This is a genomic window from Actinoplanes hulinensis, from assembly GCF_019429605.1.
Classification (GTDB): domain Bacteria; phylum Actinomycetota; class Actinomycetes; order Mycobacteriales; family Micromonosporaceae; genus Actinoplanes; species Actinoplanes campanulatus.
This window is the reverse complement of record NZ_JAHXZI010000011.1, coordinates 20,657-38,369: the sequence shown is the minus strand read 5'-3', so window position 1 is coordinate 38,369 and position 17,713 is coordinate 20,657. Positions and strand designations below refer to the sequence as shown.

Annotated in this window: 17 protein-coding genes; 7 read left to right on the top strand and 10 right to left on the bottom strand. The window is 72.6% G+C overall.

Features of this window, described 5'->3' with window-relative positions:
- Positions 1-7 precede the first annotated feature (7 nt).
- Positions 8-769, bottom strand: a complete 762-nt coding sequence (locus KZ829_RS21315) for an IclR family transcriptional regulator (RefSeq protein ID WP_204301004.1) — start codon at positions 767-769, stop codon at positions 8-10.
- 88 nt (positions 770-857) lie between these two features.
- Here KZ829_RS21315 and glpK point away from each other — a divergent pair, with 88 nt between their 5' ends.
- A complete protein-coding gene (glpK, locus tag KZ829_RS21310) occupies positions 858-2,336 on the top strand; it encodes a glycerol kinase GlpK (protein ID WP_220145691.1) in 1,479 nt (492 codons plus the stop codon).
- A 23-nt stretch (positions 2,337-2,359) separates the two neighbouring features.
- On the top strand, positions 2,360-4,066 hold the full coding sequence (locus KZ829_RS21305) for a glycerol-3-phosphate dehydrogenase/oxidase (protein WP_220145690.1): 1,707 nt from the start codon (positions 2,360-2,362) through the stop codon (positions 4,064-4,066).
- A gap of 67 nt (positions 4,067-4,133) precedes the next feature.
- Here KZ829_RS21305 and KZ829_RS44080 read toward each other — a convergent pair whose 3' ends face one another.
- From KZ829_RS44080 to ald, 5 genes are all read right to left on the bottom strand, one after another.
- Positions 4,134-5,348, bottom strand: coding sequence for an MFS transporter (locus tag KZ829_RS44080; RefSeq protein WP_220145689.1), 1,215 nt, complete (start codon positions 5,346-5,348; stop codon positions 4,134-4,136).
- A gap of 33 nt (positions 5,349-5,381) precedes the next feature.
- Entirely contained in the window at positions 5,382-6,053 is a 672-nt protein-coding gene (locus tag KZ829_RS21295) for a zinc metalloprotease (protein ID WP_220145688.1), read from the bottom strand.
- A gap of 11 nt (positions 6,054-6,064) precedes the next feature.
- Positions 6,065-6,997: a ParA family protein gene (locus KZ829_RS21290; RefSeq protein ID WP_183221662.1), complete on the bottom strand. Its 933-nt coding sequence runs from the start codon at positions 6,995-6,997 to the stop codon at positions 6,065-6,067.
- 112 nt (positions 6,998-7,109) lie between these two features.
- Complete coding sequence (xerD, locus tag KZ829_RS21285) at positions 7,110-8,024, bottom strand: site-specific tyrosine recombinase XerD (RefSeq protein ID WP_246636056.1); 915 nt, start codon at positions 8,022-8,024, stop codon at positions 7,110-7,112.
- Positions 8,021-9,136 carry an alanine dehydrogenase gene (ald, locus tag KZ829_RS21280; RefSeq protein ID WP_220145687.1) on the bottom strand — a complete coding sequence of 372 codons (1,116 nt, stop codon included), beginning with the start codon at positions 9,134-9,136 and terminating at the stop codon, positions 8,021-8,023. Before ald ends, xerD begins: the two co-directional genes overlap by 4 nt.
- 91 nt (positions 9,137-9,227) lie before the next feature.
- Here ald and KZ829_RS21275 point away from each other — a divergent pair, with 91 nt between their 5' ends.
- Positions 9,228-10,439 (top strand): barstar family protein, encoded by a 1,212-nt coding sequence (locus tag KZ829_RS21275; RefSeq protein WP_220145686.1) that lies wholly within the window; start codon positions 9,228-9,230, stop codon positions 10,437-10,439.
- Positions 10,440-10,459: 20 nt separating this feature from the next.
- Here the strand turns inward: KZ829_RS21275 and KZ829_RS21270 are convergent, their stop codons facing one another.
- Complete coding sequence (locus KZ829_RS21270) at positions 10,460-10,855, bottom strand: PPOX class F420-dependent oxidoreductase (protein WP_220145685.1); 396 nt, start codon at positions 10,853-10,855, stop codon at positions 10,460-10,462.
- Positions 10,856-10,907: 52 nt separating this feature from the next.
- On the opposite strand from KZ829_RS21270, the gene KZ829_RS21265 reads away from it, so the two are divergent.
- Both KZ829_RS21265 and KZ829_RS21260 read left to right on the top strand, forming a co-directional pair.
- Positions 10,908-11,990 (top strand): nucleotide disphospho-sugar-binding domain-containing protein, encoded by a 1,083-nt coding sequence (locus KZ829_RS21265; RefSeq protein ID WP_220145684.1) that lies wholly within the window; start codon positions 10,908-10,910, stop codon positions 11,988-11,990.
- The gene (locus KZ829_RS21260) at positions 11,987-12,592 is read left to right on the top strand and encodes a YdbC family protein (RefSeq protein ID WP_220145683.1); all 606 of its coding nucleotides are present in this window, start codon (positions 11,987-11,989) and stop codon (positions 12,590-12,592) included. The genes KZ829_RS21265 and KZ829_RS21260 overlap by 4 nt, the downstream gene beginning before the upstream one ends.
- Here KZ829_RS21260 and KZ829_RS21255 read toward each other — a convergent pair.
- On the bottom strand, positions 12,589-13,836 hold the full coding sequence (locus tag KZ829_RS21255) for an MFS transporter (protein ID WP_220145682.1): 1,248 nt from the start codon (positions 13,834-13,836) through the stop codon (positions 12,589-12,591). The genes KZ829_RS21260 and KZ829_RS21255 overlap by 4 nt on opposite strands.
- A 115-nt stretch (positions 13,837-13,951) precedes the next feature.
- Between KZ829_RS21255 and KZ829_RS21250 the strand changes: the two genes are divergently transcribed.
- Entirely contained in the window at positions 13,952-15,271 is a 1,320-nt protein-coding gene (locus KZ829_RS21250) for an alpha/beta hydrolase (RefSeq protein ID WP_220145681.1), read from the top strand.
- Here the strand turns inward: KZ829_RS21250 and KZ829_RS21245 are convergent.
- Positions 15,268-15,846 (bottom strand): TetR/AcrR family transcriptional regulator, encoded by a 579-nt coding sequence (locus KZ829_RS21245; RefSeq protein ID WP_220145680.1) that lies wholly within the window; start codon positions 15,844-15,846, stop codon positions 15,268-15,270. The genes KZ829_RS21250 and KZ829_RS21245 overlap by 4 nt on opposite strands.
- Before the next feature lie 87 nt (positions 15,847-15,933).
- Here KZ829_RS21245 and KZ829_RS21240 point away from each other — a divergent pair, with 87 nt between their 5' ends.
- Complete coding sequence (locus tag KZ829_RS21240) at positions 15,934-17,121, top strand: macrolide family glycosyltransferase (RefSeq protein ID WP_372453887.1); 1,188 nt, start codon at positions 15,934-15,936, stop codon at positions 17,119-17,121.
- 15 nt (positions 17,122-17,136) lie between these two features.
- Here the strand turns inward: KZ829_RS21240 and KZ829_RS21235 are convergent, their stop codons facing one another.
- A complete protein-coding gene (locus KZ829_RS21235) occupies positions 17,137-17,712 on the bottom strand; it encodes an NUDIX domain-containing protein (protein ID WP_220145678.1) in 576 nt (191 codons plus the stop codon).
- Position 17,713: the final 1 nt, after the last annotated feature.

Sequence of the window (17,713 nt, the reverse complement as noted above, 5' to 3'; positions counted from 1 at the left end):
GCCCCGCTCATGAGCCGGCCACGTCCCGCGAGATCGACCGGGCGGCCGCCACCACGTGCTCGACCAGGCCGGGCCGGGCCTGCCGCCGCGTGTCGGTGAGCCGCTCCACCGGCCCGGCGATCCCGACCGCGCCGACGACCAGCCCGCCCGACGTGCGCACCGGCGCGGCGATCGCGGCCAGGCCCGGCCGCCACTCCTCCACCGAGAGACCCCAGCCTCGGGCGCGGGTCTCGGCGAGTGCCCGGGCGAGGGCTCTCCGGTCGGTCACCGTCCTTCGGGTGTACGCGTCCAGCCCGCCCGTCACGGCGGCCTCGGTGGCCGTCGCGTCGTGGGCGAGCAGCACCTGACCGAGCGCCGTCGCGTGGGCGGGCAGCCGCACCCCGGTGTCGAGTGACTGGGCCGAGTCGTCCGGCCGGAACACGTGGTGCACCACGACCACCTCACCGTCACGCAGCACGCCGAGCCGGACCTCCTCGCCGCTGCGGGCGGCCAGCGCGTCCGCCCAGTTGAGGGCACGCCCGCGCAGCTCGTTGGCGTCGATCCCGGCGGAGCCCAGTTCGAGCAGCCCGCGGCCGAGCCGGTACCGGGCGGTCCGCGGATCCCGCTCGACGAACCCGACGTGCTCCAGGGTCCGCAGGATGCTGTGCGCCGTGGATTTCGGCAGGCCGAGCGCGTCCGCGATCTCCTTGACGCGTAGCCGGTCCTCCCCCGCCGCGAGCAGGCGCAACACGGCCGACGACCGCTCGATGGACTGGATCATGCCGGGCACGTGCGACATTGTCGCACGCGAGCCGTTGCCGCGCCCCCGATCCGTTCATAGCGTCGCGGTCGAGAACACGGTTGGACAGGGAGGGCATGTGGGGCGCTACGTCGGCGCGATCGATCAGGGCACCACCAGCACGCGGTTCATGATCTTCGACCGGGCCGGTCGCGAGATCGGCCGCCACCAGCTGGAACACCGGCAGATCCAGCCACGCTCCGGCTGGGTCGAACACGATCCGGCGGAGATCTGGGAGAACACCCTCAAGTGCATCGAGGGGGCGCTCGCCGGAGCCGGGCTGGCCCCGGCCGACCTCGCCGCCATCGGGATCACCAACCAGCGGGAGACCGCGGTGCTGTGGGACCGGGCGAGCGGCACGGCGGTGGCGCCCGCGATCGTGTGGCAGGACACCCGTACCGATTATCTGGTCTCCGCTCTCGATCCTGACCTGATCCGGGACCGCACCGGGTTGCCGCCGGCCACCTACTTCTCGGCCACGAAGATCCAGTGGCTGCTGGAGCACACGCCCGGGCTGCGGGAGCGTGCCGAACGCGGTGAGGTGCTGTTCGGGACCGTCGACTCGTGGCTGATCTGGAATCTGACCGGCGGACGCCACCTCACCGACGTGACGAACGCCAGCCGTACGATGCTGATGAATTTGAACGATCTTGATTGGGACGACGAACTGCTCCGGCTGTTCGACATCCCACGGGCGATGCTCCCGGAGATCCGGTCGTCGGCCGAGGTCTACGGCACCGCCGAAGCGGTGCTGCCCGGCGTGCCGATCGCCGCCGCCATCGGCGACCAGCAGGCCGCGCTGTTCGGGCAGGCCTGTTTCGAGCCGGGCGAGGCCAAGTGCACCTACGGCACCGGCGGATTCCTGCTGATGAACACCGGCACGAAGCAGGTCCGGTCGAGCCACGGCCTGATCACCACGGTCGGCTACCGCTTCGGCACCCAGAAGCCGGTCTTCGCGCTGGAGGGATCGATCGCGGCGTGCGGATCCGCCATCCAGTGGCTGCGCGACCAGCTCGGCGTCCTGGACAGCGCCGCGGACAGCGAAACCCTCGCCGGGCAGGTCGAGGACAGCGCCGGCGTCTGCTTCGTCCCGGCGTTCTCCGGCCTGTTCGCGCCCTACTGGCGGCCGGACGCGCGGGCCGCCATCGTCGGGCTGTCCCGCTTCCACACCGCCGCCCACATCACCCGGGCCGCGCTGGAGGCCGTCTGCTACCAGACCCGCGACGTGGTCGAGGCGATGGCCCAGGACTCCGGCACCGTCCTCGACTGCCTCCAGGTCGACGGCGGCGTCACCGCCAACGCGCTCTGCATGCAGTTGCAGGCCGACATCCTCGGCGTACCGGTCAGCCGTCCGGTGGTCGCCGAGACCACCGCCCTCGGCGCCGCCTACGCGGCCGGGCTCGCGGTCGGCTTCTGGACGTCCCTCGACGACCTGCGCGCCAACCGCCACGAGGACCGGCGCTGGCAGCCGTCCTGGTCCGCGGCCCGGCGCACCGAAGGCATCACCCGCTGGCGAGCGGCCATCGACCGCACCCTCGACTGGGTCAGCGTCGGCTGACCGAATTTCCGGAAGGAACCAGAATGAAAACCGGAGTGATCTCGCCCCAGGCCCGTGCCAAGGCTCTCGCAGTCATGTCGTCCGGCGACGAGTTGGACGTGCTGGTCGTCGGCGCCGGTGTGGTCGGGGCCGGCTCGGCCCTGGACGCCGCCACCCGTGGCCTGTCCGTCGGCCTCCTGGAAGCCCGCGACTTCGCCAGCGGCACCTCCAGCCGGTCCAGCAAACTCATCCACGGCGGCCTGCGCTACCTGGAGATGCTCGACTTCAGCCTGGTCCGGGAGGCACTGCGGGAACGCGGCCTGCTGATCCAGAAACTCGCCCCGCACCTGGTCCGCCCGGTGCCGTTCCTCTACCCACTGCAACGCCGGGCGTGGGAGCGTCTCTACGTCGGCGCCGGCGTCGCCCTCTACGACATCCTGGCCCTCTCCGGCGGCGGCGCGGGCGTGCCCGTGCACCGGCACCTGAGCCGGGTCGAGGCGCTCAAGGCGTTCCCGTCGCTGCGCCCGGAGACGCTGGTCGGCGCGATCCGCTACTACGACGCGCAGGTCGACGACGCCCGGCACACCATGTTCCTGGTCCGCACGGCGGCCGCGCACGGGGCGCACGTGGCGTCGCGTACCGAGGTGGTCGGCTTCCTGCGGGAGGGCCGCCGGGTGGTCGGCGTCCGGGCCCGCGACCTGGAGACCGGCGCCGAGTTCGAGATCCGCGCCCGCACGGTGATCAACGCGACCGGCGTGTGGACCGGCGACAGCCAGGCCCTGCTCACCGGCGAACGCGGCGAATTCAAGATCACCGCGAGCAAGGGCATCCATCTGGTGGTGCCGCGCGACCGGATCGCCGGCCGCACCGGCATGATCCTGCGTACGGCGACGAGCGTGCTGTTCGTGATCCCGTGGGACCGGCACTGGATCATCGGCACCACCGACACGAAGTGGAACCTCGACAAGTCCGACCCGGCGGCGTCCGGCCGGGACGTCGACTACCTGCTCGACGAGGTCAACAAGGCCCTCGCCACGCCGCTGACCAGGGACGATGTGCAGGGCGTCTACGCCGGCCTGCGCCCGCTGCTGTCGGCTGAGGCGGCCAGCACCGCCAAACTGTCCCGCGAGCACGCGGTCGGCAACCCGGTCCCGGGACTGATCGTGGTGGCCGGCGGCAAGTACACGACGTACCGGGTGATGGCCAAGGACGCGGTCGACGCCGCCGCCCGCGACCTCGCCACCCGCGTGCCGGCGTCCTGCACCGACCAGGTGCCGCTGCTCGGCGCCGACGGCTACCGGGCCGCCTGGAACCGGCGCGCCGCCCTGGCCCGTGCCCACGGCCTGCACGTGACCCGGGTGGAGAACCTGCTCCGCCGCTACGGCACCCTGATCGACGAGGTGCTCACGCTCATCGAGGACGACCCGGCTCTGGGCCTCCCCCTGGACGGCGCACCCGGCCACCTGCGCGCCGAGATCGTCTACGCGGCCAGCCACGAGGGCGCCCGCCACCTCGACGACGTGCTGGCACGGCGTACCCGGATCGCTTTCGAAACCCCCGACCGGGGCGTCGCGGCAGCCCGCGCGGCCGCCGCCCTGATCGCGCCGATCCTGGGCTGGTCGTCAGCCGACGCGGACCGCGAGGCCGGCACCTACGAATCCCACGTGATCGCCGAACTGGCCGCCCAGTCCCAGCCCGACGACGAGTCCGCCGACGCCACCCTCCGCGGCACGGCCCTCACCCCGGCCTGACCGGCCCGGCGCTCCGGCGTGCGAGGGGGCACGCCGGAGCGCCTCACCTCAGCGGCGCGCGGTGGGGTCAGCGGTTGGGGTCCGGGACGCGGCGGGGGAAAGCGCCGTGAGGCGGAACCGAGACCGGTAAGCGGGGCCGCCGGACGCGCGAGGCCGTGCCGAGGGCGAAGACCACCGCCGCCGCCACGGTGACGCCGCCGCACAGCATGAGGGTTCCGGTGTAGCCGAGGATCTCGACGGCGCCGCCGGCCACGATCCCGGCGATGACCATCCCGGCCGTGGTGGCGTTGGCGAACAGGGTGGTGGCGCGCCCGGTGGCCGGCGCCATCACGTCCTGGAAGTACCGGATCCCGGCCGCGCCGACGACCGCCACCGCCACGCCGCGTACCACCTGGCCGGCGACCAGCAGGGGCAGGCCGCCGGCCAGGACGGTGAGGGCGAAGAAGAACAGGAAGCAGCCCATCCCGGCGAGGATGAGCAGAGGTTGGCTGACGTGGCCGGGTACGGCGGCCAGCGCGAGCGCGGCCACCACCTCGACGGCCGCGCAGACGCTGAACAGCACGCCGACGGCCGAGTACGGCTGATGCAGTTCCCGGGTGACGAACAGCGGCATGGCGACCGACCCGGCGAACATGGCGGTGAAGAACAGGGTGATGCCGAGTGTCAGCAGGACCGTGGCGGTCCGGGAGAGGGGCCCGCCGGCCGGCACCCCCACCAGCGAACCGGCCGGCGGGTCGTGGCAGGGCGCGGGGACGGCGGCGAGCACCCAGGCGGCCGCCACGGCGAGGACGGCTCCGGCGTACCGGGGAATGGCGGCGTGCCCGGCGGTGGCCAGCACCGCGGTGCCGAGCAGGGGGCCGAGCGCCCAGGCCAGCGACCACACCGACCGCAGCAGCGGCACCGAGCGCCGGGCCGCCGGGCCGCCGCCGGGCAGGGTGCGGGCCAGGGCGAACAGTTGAGGGAAGGCCGCGGCGAGCGCGCCGAGCAGGGTGACGGCCAGCAGGATGAGCAGGGGGAACGAGGTGATCACGGTCATCAGGCAGAGGGCCACGCCGCCGGAGAGCATGGCCGCGGCGGCGTAGCCGCGGGATGGTCGCCGGTCGAATCCGCGGCCGGCCAGCCAGCTGAGGAGGATGCCGCCGACGCCGTGGACGGATACGAAGACGCCGGTCTGCCAGGGGCTGAGCCCGGTCACATCGGTGACGAACAGGACGAAGTACGAGCCGACCATCGAATCGGCGACGCCGAGCAGCAGCACAGCGACAGCCAGTGACATCGACATCGCTCAAACAGTAGCTGTGCCGAGCGGGAAAAATCAGGCCCAGATCTGCAGGAAAAGCGCACCCAGAATGTCGATGATCCTGATGGTGATCGGGTAGCCGGTCGGGAAGAAGGCGCAGATCAGGAGGATCAGGACACCGATGTTCTTGTCCTCGAACCAGAGCCGCATCCAGTTCATGCTCGGGCCGGGCGTACGCAGCGCGTTCCACAGGATGCCGAACCCGTCCAAAGGCGGAATCGGAATGAGCGCCAGCAGACCGAAGGCGAGCAGCCCCACCCCGAGCGACAGGACCACCTGCTGCACGTACGGCAGATATCCGGCCCCGAAGAGCACCTGCCCCACGCTCAGGTCGGCGAGCGGATTGTCCGGGAACGCCAGCGAGTACCCCGCGATGATCACCTCACCGCTGAGGATGCAGGCCACCGGCCCGGCCGCGAACACCGCCGCCGCCCGGCCCCGGCCCCGCCAGCGGGGCACCTCGTCGACCGACACCACCTTGCCCCAGCCGGTGCCGCCGACCGCCGCCGCGACCGCCCCGAACGGATCGATGTCCTCCCGCAGCCGCAACCGCAGCGACTGCCGGCGCTCGGCCAGCCCGACGGTGCGCGCGGTGAACCGCATGGCCGCGGCACGCAGCCACAGGGCCAGCAGGAAGGCGGCGAGCAGGGCGACGAACGCCACCGGATCGCCGAGCGCGAAGAGCACGAGAGTGGAACCTAGCCTCGATCTGCCTGGGCGGCGATGACCTCGCGAGCGAGCTGACGGTAGTTACGGGCACCGGAGGAGGCGGGATCCAGCGTAGTGATCGGAGCGCCCGCCACGGTCGACTCGGGGAACTTCACCGTCTTGGTGATGACCGTCTGGTACACCTTGTCGCCGAACGCCTCGACCACGCGCTGCAGCACCTGGCGGCAGTGGGTGGTCCGGGAGTCGTACATGGTGGCGAGGATGCCCTCGAGCTCCAGGTCGAAGTTGAGCCGCTCACGCACCTTGTCGATGGTGTCCAGCAGCAGGGCCACACCGCGCAGCGAGAAGAACTCGCACTCCAGCGGGATGAGCACGCCGTGCGCGATGGTCAGCGCGTTGATCGCCAGCAGGCCCAGCGAGGGCTGACAGTCGATCAGGATGAAGTCGTACTCCTTGCGGACCGAGCGCAGCGCCCGGGCCAGCGCCATCTCCCGGGCCACCTCGTTGACCAGCTGGATCTCGGCCGCCGAGAGGTCGATGTTGGCGGGCAGCAGGTGCAGGCCGGCCACATCGCTCTTGATGATGACGTCCTCGGTGGTGACGTCGTCCTGCATGAGCAGGTTGTAGACGCTCAGGTCGAGGTTGTGCGGGTTGACGCCCAGGCCGACCGAGCAGGCGCCCTGCGGGTCGAAGTCGACGAGCAGGACCTTGCGCCCGTACTCCGCGAGGGCGGCGCCCAGGTTGATCGTGGTGGTCGTCTTGCCGACGCCACCCTTCTGGTTCGCCAGGGCGATGATCCGGGCCGGGCCGTGCTTGTCGGTCGGCATCGGCTCGGGGATCGGACGGCGCATCGTATACGCCGTGGGGTCGGCGGGACCCAGATCGGCGCCGAGATCCAGGGAGCTCTGCTGTTCCCGGAGCGCGGAAGTCCAGGCCTCTGCGCGCTCGCCGTTCCCTGACATCGTCCCCGCCCCCTTCCGACCCGTTGTCGGAGCCGATGCCCGACTGTACGCCACGCGCACTGCCCCTTCGGGGTCAGCCGTTCGGCGTGTCGCGCCTACGCATCCATAGCGTCTAACGAGCCCGCGGGTGTGTGGTCGCGTACACCTCTCGGAGGCGTTCGACGGTCACCAGGGTATACACCTGCGTCGTGGTGACCGAGGCGTGTCCCAGCAGTTCTTGCACCACCCGAACGTCAGCCCCACCATCGAGCAGATGCGTCGCGTACGAGTGACGCAACGTGTGCGGACTCACCGCATAGGGACCGTCCACCGGGAGACCCGCGGCACTGGCCCAGCGGTGCAGCACGGCCCACGCGCTCTGCCGGGACAGCCGGCCGCCCCGGGAGTTCAGGAACACCGCCGGCGTCCCGCGACCGCCGGTGATCAGGGTAGGCCTCGCCCGTACCAGATAGGCCTGCAACGCGGCCCGCGCGTAACCGCCCACCGGGACCAGCCGCGTCCTGCCGCCCTTGCCCCGCAGGACCACCGCGGGATCGATGTCCAGGGCCAGGTCGTCGATGTCGGCGCCGACCGCCTCGGAGATCCGCGCCCCGGTGCCGTAGAGGAATTCCAGCAGCGCCCGGTCGCGCAGCCCCAGCGGCGAGTCGCCGTCGGGCGCCGCCAGCAGCCGCTCCACCTGATCCACGTCGAGCGCCTTGGGCAGCCGCCGCGGCGGGGCCGGCGGGCGTACGCCGGCCGCCACGTCGTGCGGCACGAGCCGCTCGCGGACCGCGAAGCGGTGCAGGCCGCGCACCGCGGAGACGGCCCGCGCCGCCGAGGCCGAGGCCAGCCCCTCCTCCCGCAACCGGGCCAGATGCCCGGCCACGTCGGACGCCCGCACACCGGCCAGGTCGGTGATGCCCGCCGCGGTCAGCCCCTCGGCGTACCGGTCCAGGTCGCGACGGTAGGAGGCCACGGTGTTGCGGGACAGGCCACGCTCCACGCTCAGATGGTCCAGATAGGTGCGGATCGCCTGGTCCAGGCTCAGTGGAGCACCTCCGTCAGAGCGATCGACCGCATGCCGTGCGCCTCGGCGACCGGACCGCAGACCACCTCGCCGCCGAACGTGTTCAGCCCCGCGGCCAGCGCCGGGTCGCCCCGCAGGGCGTCGCGCCAGCCGAGGTTGGCCAGTTCGAGAGCGTACGGCAGGGTCACGTTGGTCAGCGCGTAGGTGCTGGTGTGCGGCACCGCCCCGGGCATGTTCGCGACGCAGTAGAACATCGACTCGTGCACCCGGTAGGCCGGGTCGTCGTGCGTGGTCGGGTGCGAGTCCTCGAAGCAGCCACCCTGGTCGATCGAGATGTCGACCAGCACGCTGCCCGGCTTCATCCGCGCCACCAGATCGTTCGAGATCAACCGCGGCGCCTTCGCGCCGGGCACCAGCACCGCGCCCACCACCAGGTCCGCGTCCAGCACGGCCTTCTCGATCTCGTACGCGTTGGCGGCGATCGTCTGGACGTGCCCGCGATAGTCGGCGTCCACCGCACGCAGCCGGGCCACGTTCTTGTCCAGCAGCAGCACCTCGGCCTGCATGCCGAGCGCGATGGCGGCGGCGTTCAGCCCGGACACCCCGGCGCCGATCACCACCACCTTCGCGGCGTACACCCCGGGCACCCCGCCCATCAGCACGCCGCGCCCGCCGCCCTGCCGCATCAGGTGGTAGGCGCCCACCTGCGGGGCGAGCCGTCCGGCCACCTCGGACATCGGGGCCAGCAGCGGCAGCGACCGGTCCGGCAGTTCGACCGTCTCGTACGCGATCCCGGTCACCCGGCGGTCCAGCAGCGCGTCGGTGCACTCCTTGGAGGCGGCCAGATGCAGGTACGTGAACAGCACCTGCCCCGGGCGCATCCGGGTGTACTCCTCGGGCAGGGGTTCCTTGACCTTGAGGACAAGATCGCCGGCCTCCCAGACGGCGTCCGCGCCGGGCAGGATCGACGCCCCGGCGGCCCGGTAGTCGGCGTCGCTGATCGACGATCCGTCACCGGCGCCTGACTGCACGCTGACCTGGTGTCCGGCCCGGACGAACTCGTTGACCCCGGCCGGGGTGACGGCCACCCGGTACTCGTTGTTCTTGACCTCGGTGGGTATCCCGACCCTCATATCCGGCCAGCGTACGCCTGACCTGCGGATCTTTCCGGATTCGTGCACCGGTATCCCCCGGTCGGCGGTCCGGGCTGTACGGTTCCACCCGATGAGCGGCTTTCCCTGGCTTCTGGTGGACCAGAACAGCGACGACGGTGAACTCGTCATCGCCGCCTGCTCCGACATCGACGGCCTGTTCGTCGATGCACCGCAACCGCCGGTCGAGCGGTACAGCCTGCTCGGCTGCGAGCCGGCCGGACGGCTGCGCGACGCGTGCGACGGATTCGGCTCCGACTGGCTGGGCAACATCGGCCTGGACGCCATCCACCCGCCGCACTCCAAGCACCCGGCGCACTGCTGGCACTGCGCCGAGGAGCTGCTCGACATCACCGTGCTGGGCGCCCGCCCCTCGCTGCTCGGCTCCCGCCTGCTGGACGTGACGCTGGAGGGCCGGCTGCGGATCGAGGAGCTGGCCCGGTTCGCCCGCGGCGCCGACCGCGCGCCGGAGGCCGACGGATACCTGCTGGTCGGCGTGACCGGCCACGGCGACGAGGACTTCGGCTCCTGCCGCGAGGTGGACGGGGTGTTCCGCAACCGGCCGGCGCCGTCGCCCCGGGGCGCCACCCTGATCGGCTGCCGGCCCGAGCCGCCGCTGCAACGGGCGCTGGACGCGCTGGCCCGCGGCGGCGCCCGGCGACGGCGCTGGATCCAGGCGTCGATCTTCAGCGTGGACCGGGACGGCACGGCGGTCGGCATGGTCGGCGCCGCGATCGGCGCGGAGGTCGCCGAGGTCCGCCCGTCCCGGCTCGGCGACGGGCTGGTCGACGTCACCCTGGAACCCACGTACGGCGACGCCATCGGCGCCCCCCGCCCGACCGGCGCCCGCTCGGTGTGGCACCGCTGGCGGGCCGGCCGCCCGGACGTGGTCGGCGAGTGGGCCGAGTACGACGCCGACATGCGCCACGAGTGGGCCGGCGTGGCGCTGGCCCACCACGCGCACGGTCGCCTGGACCGCCCGTCCGGGGCCACCTACCACCTGGCCGGACGCCACATCACCGATGTCGAGGGCTTCTTCTGCGCGATCGGCGAGGCGATCAACGGCCCCGGCGGCTACTTCGGCTGGAACCTGGGCGCCCTGCACGACTGCGCGGGCGGCGGCTGGGGCGCGGGGCCCGGCTTCCGGCTGGTCTGGCACGACTCCCAGGTGGCCCGCGCGCACCTGGTCCCGGGCTACGACCGCCGCTTTTGGACGCCGGCCGTGACGATGGACGACCTGCTCGGCTACCTGGCCGACTCGAACGTCGACGTCGAGCTGCGCTGACCGATTCCGCCCACCCCACCTCAGACGCTGACGTCGCGCTTGTTCGCGGTGAGTGTGTGCGCGTCCTGGTCCGGCTGGTCGAGGCCGAACGAGATGATCCGCCGCGGGTGAATCCGGATGATCGGCTCCGGCCCGTCGATCGCCTCACCCCGGCCGCGGATCTCCAGGCAGCGCACCCGCCACGGGTTCACCGACGGCACGTCGTCGACCACGAACGCGACCCGGCCGTTCTCGGCCACGTTCCGGTACTTGCGGCTGGCCGCCATCTTCCAGCCCCCGATGTCGATCGTCGCGGTCTCCGGGTTGTAGGTGAAGCCGACCGGGCTGACCTGCAACGTCCCGTCCGGCTGGACAGTGGCCAGCCGGCCGAGCCGCTGTCCGGCGAGATACGCGAGCTCCTCTGCGGTGAATGCCATGGACCCACCCTGTGACCTCAACAGAGGTTGAGGTCAAGACTACGATGGATCGATGCGTGTCCTCTTCGTCTCCGCGCCGCTGACGGGACATGCCTTTCCGCTGGCCCCCCTGGCCCGGGCGGTCCGCGAGGCGGGCCACGAGGTGCTGCTGGCCACCGCCGGCGACGGGTTGCGGGCCGATCTGCCGGTGCGCGACGTGGCTCCCGGGTTCCGGTTCGGTGCGGTGGCGGCGGCCACGATGCTGCGGCATCCGCTGCTGATCCGCTCCGAGATGGCCGGCACCGGCGGCACCCGGATGGTGGGCCACCTGTTCGGCGCGGTCAACGACCGGCTGATCCCCGGGGTGCTGGCCGCCGCCCGCCAGTGGCGCCCGGACCGGATCGTCTACGAGCCGCTCGCCGCCGCCGGAGCGGTGGCCGCGGCCGCCATGGACGTGCCCGGCATCCTGCACGAGAACTCGCTGTACGACGGCCCCGTCCTGCTCGCCGCGACCCGGCTGCGCGGCCGCCCGGCCCTGGCCGCCCCGGCCGCGGTGATCCGGATCGCGCCGGCCAGCGTCGCCGGTCGAGGGCTGCACCTGCCGATGCGACCGATTCCGCACACCGGCGGCGAGCCGCTCCCGGCTTGGCTGGCCGAACCGCCCCGGCGCCCGCGCGTACTGGTCAGCCGCAGCACCGTCGCCCAGCCCGGCCCGGACCGGCTGATGTCCCGGGTGGCCGCCGCCGCGGAGTCCGTCGACGCCGACGTCGTACTGGTCCGCCCGGACCGCCGGGCCGCCGCCCGGACCCTGCCGCCGAACGTGCGCACCACCGGCTGGATCCCGATCGCCACCGCCCTGGCCGCGGGCGCCGCGATCGTCCACCACGGCGGCGCCGGCACCTGCCTGGCCGCGCTCGCCGCGGGCGTGCCACAGCTGATCGTCCGGGGCGCCGGCGACCGGCGGCACAACGCCGAGCTGGTCGCGGCCCGCGGCGCCGGCATCGCCACCGACGAGCGGGACATCACGCCCGGGCTGCTCACCCGCCTGATCAGCGATCCGGTGGTGGCGACGGCGGCCCGCGAGGTCAGCGCCGAGATCGCCGCCATGCCGCCACCGCGGGACCTGGTCGAGGCGATCCGGCAGGCCGGCCGATGACGCTGATCAAGTGGGTGACCTGCGCGGTCACCGACACGGACCGCTTCCACACCGGCCAGTCCGGCTGGGGTGAGCTGCGGGCGCGGCCCGGCTTCCTCGGCCAGTCCGGCGGCTGGAGCCGCAACACGCCCGGCTACGCGCACGTCTTCGGTCTCTGGCAGGACCACGCGGCCTACCGGACGTTCATGGCCGGGCCGCACGACCGGCTCGCCGCCGCCCAGGCCGGGACCTACCGGTCCATCGAGGTGCGCCTCTTCGAGGCGATCGAGACCGGCCTGTCGGCGGCCGGGCTGGTACGGCTCGCCCACTGTCGCGTCCATCCCGGTCTCGACCACGATTTCGTACGCGCACAGCACACCGTCTGGACCCCCGGCATGGCCGCCGCCCCCGGTTTCCGCGGCTGCTCGTTCGGCACCGCCGACGCGCCCGGCCGCCCCGGCCAGATCGAGTTCCTGGTGCTATCCGGCTGGGCGTCCGCCACCGACCACGACCTCTACCGCCGGGACCGTTTCCCCGGCCTGTACCGCCGCTCCGGCGCCGCCGGCCACCTGGCCGCGATCGACGGCGACCTGATCGACACGGTCCCGGAGTGGGACGTCTAGGCGGTCGTCACGGCCGCGACGTTGCGGGGTGTCCGCTCGACCCAGCGCACCACCGGCAGGCAGAGCGCCCCGCACAGCGCGAAGACCCCGCCGATCACCCACCAGCCCCAGCCGCCGGTCTCGATGGCCAGGACGGTGAACCCGGCCGGCCCGACCATCTTGGCGAGCCCGCCCATCGACCGGCTCATCCCCACGTAGGCGCCGCGCTGCCCGGCCGGCGGCAGTTCGGTGTTCAGGTACCACTGCGCCGACGACAGCCACAGTTCGGTGCCGGTGAACAGCACCACCGCAACCGCCAGCACGGCGACCGTCACCCAGCCTCCGGTCCACCCGCTGAGCGCCACGATCGGGCAGGCCACCGCGGCCGCCACCGCCGACCACCGCAGCAGCCGGGTGGATCCGGTCAGCGTGTCGGCGCCCCGCGCGGCCCGCACCTGGAGCAGCACCGCCATCGCCGTGTTCAGGGCGAAGAGCGCCCCGAGGACCGGTTTCGGCGCGTCGGTCATGGTGATCGCCCACAGTGGCAGGATCTCCGCCCAGACGGTGCTGTGCAGCCAGAGCACCCCGAACAGCGCGGCCAGGCCGGTGAACGGGCGGTCCCGCAGCACACCCCACGGGCTGGGCCGCTCCCCCTCGGCGGGCGGCGGTGCCGCGGCGTGCGGCATCCGGGCCACGAAGACGGCGTTGAGGGCGGTGCCGGCGGCCGCGGTCAGCACCAGGATCAGCAGGCCGGGCCGGGAGTCCAGGGCCAGCGCGAGGGCGCCGATGCCGGAGCCGACGGTGAATCCCACGTTCAGGTACGCACGGGCGAACGCCATGACGCGTACCCGGTTCTCCTTGGGCACGACGGCCGCGGTGTAGACGACCCGGCCCGCGTTCGCCAGCGTCTCGGCCGCCGTCTGCGTACAGATCACCAGCAGGAACGACGCGAACCCGTCGGCCAGCGGGTAGGCCGCGAACGCCGCCGCCTCGGCGATCGCCCCGGCCACCCAGGCGCGCCGGCCGCCGAGCCGGTCGGCGAGGTGCCCGAACGGGAACGATCCGGCCAGCCCGACGAACCCGGCCACGGACAGGCCGATGCCGATCTGGACCGGTTCGAGGCCGACGTACAGGCTGAAGAAGACCACGCTTCCGGTGAGGAACGTGCCGTTGCCGACCGCGTAGAGCGCCGACTGGAACGCGAGCGCGCGCGGCAGCCCCGGAGGCGGCAGGATCTTCCCGATTCTTCCCCACAGCGCATTCATCAACGCCTATAAGATCATTGCCGCCGCCACGGAAGAAGAGGGGTGCCCCCCTTAGGGGCCGCGATCAGGGCGCTTCCGGATATGGCCGACATCCGAGTCCATCGAGGATTGATCGATGCTCCTCCATGGCGCCGTAGCGCTCGCACTGACCCTGACTCCTCCGGCCACCGGCTCTGATCGCCCCGTCCTGGACTGGGGCGAGTGCCCCGACAACGCCGCGGTGCAGTGCGCCGACCTGCGGCTGCCGGTCGACTGGTCCCGGCCGGACGGCGAGACCTTCGAGCTGGCGGTGGCCCGGCGACCGGCCCCCGACCCGGCGAAACGGATCGGCACCCTGGTCTTCGGCCCGGGCGGCCCCGGTGACTCCGGGGTCGGCAAGGTGCTCGACGGCACACGGTTCAGCCCGGAGATCCTGGAACGCTTCGATGTGGTGAGCTTCGATCCCCGTACCGTCGAAGGAAGCGCCGCGCCGGTCTGCGAGCCGGACCCGGATCTCCCGCCCCCGCCGATCGTGCTCCGCGACCAGGCCGATTTCGACGCCACCGTGAGGTGGAACCGCGCTCTCTGGGCACGCTGCCGGGCGTCGAGCCCGGTCTTCGACCACGCCTCCACGCTGGACACCGTGCGTGACATCGAGGCCCTGCGCCGCGCCCTCGGCGAGCCGAGCCTGACCTTCCACGGCAGCTCCTACGGCACCCTGCTGGGCCAACAGTACGCCGAGCGCCACCCGCACCGGGTCCGCGCCGTCGTCCTGGAGGGCGTCTTCGACCACGGGCTGGACCTGCGCGGTTTCGTCCGCACCCAGGCGGCGGCCCTCCAGGACGCGTTCGATGAGTTCCTGGCCTGGTGCGACGCCACCGGACAGTGTGGCGAGGACATCCGCGGCGAGTGGGCGAAGCTGGGCGATCTGGAGCGCAGCGTGCTGCCGCTGATGACCCTGAACGGTCCGGACCGGCCCCGGCTGGCCGCCCTGATCCGCCGGTACGCCGCCGGTCAGGGCCCGCCGATCACGCTGCCGCCGATCGCGGCCGGTGCGTTCTGCGCCGACTTCCCGGCCCCGGTCCGCGACTACCGTGAGTACGCGTCGCTGCTGCGGGAGGCGGCCCAGGCCGGCCCGGAAATCCGTTACGGCGCCGGCGTCGCGGCCATCTCCACGTGTCTGGGCTGGCCGAAACCGGTCACCAACCCACCGCACCGGCTGCGGGTCCGCACCGGGATCCCGCTGCTGCTGCTCAACGCCCGCCACGACCCGCGGACCGGCCTGAACTGGGCCACCCGGATCGCCGCCGAACTGGGCCGGCACGGTCGGCTGGTCACCTACGAGGGCGCCGGCCACGGCGTCTACCGGGACACCCCGTGCACCGGGGCCGTCGTCGACCGCTACCTGATCGACCTGACCGTCCCACCGCCCGGCACGACCTGCCCGGCCCCCTAGGGACGTAACGCGGCAAGCGCCAGGTCGAGCAGCCCGTCCGCATAGTCCTCGGTGAGCGGCCCGGTCCGCAGCATCCACCGGTGGTACATCGGCCCGATGAGCAGCTCGACGGCCTGATCGAGGTCGGCGTCCGCCCGCAGGTCGCCGGCCTCGCGGGCGGACCGCAGGCGCGCCAGGATCGTGCCGAGCTGTGGTCGCAGCAGCCGGTCGCGGACCTGTTCGGCGAAGGTCTCGCTGGTCAGCGCCTCGACGGTGAGCGCCCGGGTGGTGGCCGACAGCCGCGGGTCGGCCAGCTCGGCGACGATCGCCCGGATGACCGGCCGCAGATCCGCCTCCAGATCGCCGGTGTCCGGCAGCGGCGGCGGCCCGGACGCGCCGGCCTGCTCGACGAGGGCGTCCAGGACCACCGCGCCCCGGCCGGACCACCAGCGGTAGATGGTCTGCTTGCCGACGCCGGCGCGGGCGGCGATCGCCTCGATGGTCAGGTCGGCGTATCCCGACTCGTGCAGCAGGGCCAGCGCGGACTCCAGGATCGCCTGGCGGGAACGTTCGCTGCGGCGGGCGGCATTGGGCATGGCGAGATCATACCCCTTTGCCGAGACGTGACGTCTCGTCTTGACAAAGGGCGCAGGAGACGAGACGCTACGTCTCGTCTAGTCAACATGGAGGACGTCATGCCGCACATCGCCATGGTCAGCATCCCCGCGCCCGGACACGTCAACCCGAGCGTCGAGGTGATCCGGGAGCTCGTCGCCCGCGGCCACCGGGTCACCTACGCCAACGACGCGAGCTGGGCCGACGCCGTGACCGCCACCGGGGCCGAGTTCAAGCCGTACACATCGACGCTGCCGGCCGCGGACAACGGCGCCGACGGCGACATGATCGACCAGCTCACGCTCTTCCTCGACGACGCGATCGCGATGCTCCCGCAGCTGCGCGAGGCGTACGAGAACGACCGCCCCGACCTGTTCCTCTACGACATCGCGGCCGCACCGGTCCGGCTGCTCGCCGAACAGTGGGGCATCCCGGCGATGCAGATCTCCCCCACCTACGTGGCCTGGGACGGCTACGAACAGGAGATGGCGCCCTACGTCGACCAGATGCGCGCCGACCCGCGCGGCGCCGACTACTACCGCCGCTTCGAACAGTGGCTGTGCGACAACGGCTCCTCCATCACCGACAGCGCCGCCTTCCAGGGCCGCCCCGACCGCGCGCTGGTGCTCATCCCCCGGCACATGCAACCGAACGCCGACCGCGTCGACGACAAGGTCTACTCGTTCGCCGGACCGATCCTCGGCGACCGCGCCGGCCAGGGCGCCTGGACCCGTCCCCCGGACGCCGGGAAGGTGCTGCTCATCTCCCTGGGTTCGGCCTTCACCGAACACCCGGAGTTCTACCGCCGCTCGATCCGGGCCTTCGGCGACCTGCCCGGCTGGCACGTCGTACTCCAGATCGGCGCGAAGGTCGACCCGTCCGAGCTCGGCGACGTACCCGCCAACATCGAGGTCCACCCGTGGGTGCCCCAGCTGGAGATCCTGCGCCAGGCGGACGCGTTCCTCACCCACGGCGGCATGGGCGGCAGCGTCGAGGGCCTCTCCTGCGGCACACCCATGCTTGTCGCACCGCAGGCCGCCGACCAGTTCGGCAACGCCGACCGCCTGGTCGAGCTGGGCGTCGCCCGGCGCATCGACACCGCCGAGATCACCGCGGATCAGTTGCGCTCCGCGTTCCTCACCCTGATCGACGATCCCGGGGTACGCGAGACGAGCACCCGGATCAGCCAGGAGCTGCACGCCGCCAGTGGCGCCGGGCACGCCGCGGCGCTCATCGAGGCGGAACTGCCCCGATGAGCGCCACGGTAGGACTCAGGATCCGAGCAGGGCCCAGCCGGAGTCGCGGGCCCGGGCGGCGGCCAGCAGACCGCAGACCGCCGCGGCGTTGGTGATCTCGCCGCGGAAGACCATGGCGACGCACTCGTCCAGGTCGACGCGGCGCACCTGGAGGTCGGCCTCCTCGGCGGTCCGCACGTGCCGGTCCGCCTCGGGCACCGGCGACAGGTCGCGGGCCAGGAAGACCCGGACGAACTCGTCGGCGAAACCGGGCGAGGTGTGCAGGTCGATCAGCGGCTCGATCCGCCCGGCCGTCAGGTCGGCCTCCTCGGCCAGCTCGCGGCCGGCGGTGAGCGCCTCGTCCTCGCCGACCACGTCACGCAGCCCGGCCGGCAGCTCCCACAGGTGCCGGCCGACCGGATGCCGGTACTGACGGATCAGCACCACCCGGTCCCGCTCGTCGAGGGCCACCACGACGACGGCGCCCCGGTTCTCCACCACGTCGCGGGCCGCGGTGCCGCCGTCGGACATGGTGACCTGGTCGGTGTAGACCGAGAAGATCGCTCCGTGGTACCGCTCGGCCCGGGACACCGTCTCGTGAATGAAGGCCATG

Bases quoted from the DNA above. Each gene is read 5' to 3' on its own strand.
- ald (WP_220145687.1), bottom strand. From the start codon at position 9,136: ATGAGGGTCGGGATACCCACCGAGGTCAAGAACAACGAGTACCGGGTG.
- KZ829_RS21265 (WP_220145684.1), top strand. From the start codon at position 10,908: ATGCGTGTCCTCTTCGTCTCCGCGCCGCTGACGGGACATGCCTTTCCG.
- KZ829_RS21305 (WP_220145690.1), top strand. From the start codon at position 2,360: ATGAAAACCGGAGTGATCTCGCCCCAGGCCCGTGCCAAGGCTCTCGCA.
- KZ829_RS21260 (WP_220145683.1), top strand. From the start codon at position 11,987: ATGACGCTGATCAAGTGGGTGACCTGCGCGGTCACCGACACGGACCGC.
- KZ829_RS21240 (WP_372453887.1), top strand. From the start codon at position 15,934: ATGGAGGACGTCATGCCGCACATCGCCATGGTCAGCATCCCCGCGCCC.
- KZ829_RS21235 (WP_220145678.1), bottom strand. From the start codon at position 17,712: ATGGCCTTCATTCACGAGACGGTGTCCCGGGCCGAGCGGTACCACGGA.
- KZ829_RS21245 (WP_220145680.1), bottom strand. From the start codon at position 15,846: ATGCCCAATGCCGCCCGCCGCAGCGAACGTTCCCGCCAGGCGATCCTG.
- KZ829_RS21250 (WP_220145681.1), top strand. From the start codon at position 13,952: ATGCTCCTCCATGGCGCCGTAGCGCTCGCACTGACCCTGACTCCTCCG.
- KZ829_RS21290 (WP_183221662.1), bottom strand. From the start codon at position 6,997: ATGTCAGGGAACGGCGAGCGCGCAGAGGCCTGGACTTCCGCGCTCCGG.
- KZ829_RS21270 (WP_220145685.1), bottom strand. From the start codon at position 10,855: ATGGCATTCACCGCAGAGGAGCTCGCGTATCTCGCCGGACAGCGGCTC.
- KZ829_RS21275 (WP_220145686.1), top strand. From the start codon at position 9,228: ATGAGCGGCTTTCCCTGGCTTCTGGTGGACCAGAACAGCGACGACGGT.
- KZ829_RS44080 (WP_220145689.1), bottom strand. From the start codon at position 5,348: ATGTCGATGTCACTGGCTGTCGCTGTGCTGCTGCTCGGCGTCGCCGAT.
- KZ829_RS21255 (WP_220145682.1), bottom strand. From the start codon at position 13,836: ATGAATGCGCTGTGGGGAAGAATCGGGAAGATCCTGCCGCCTCCGGGG.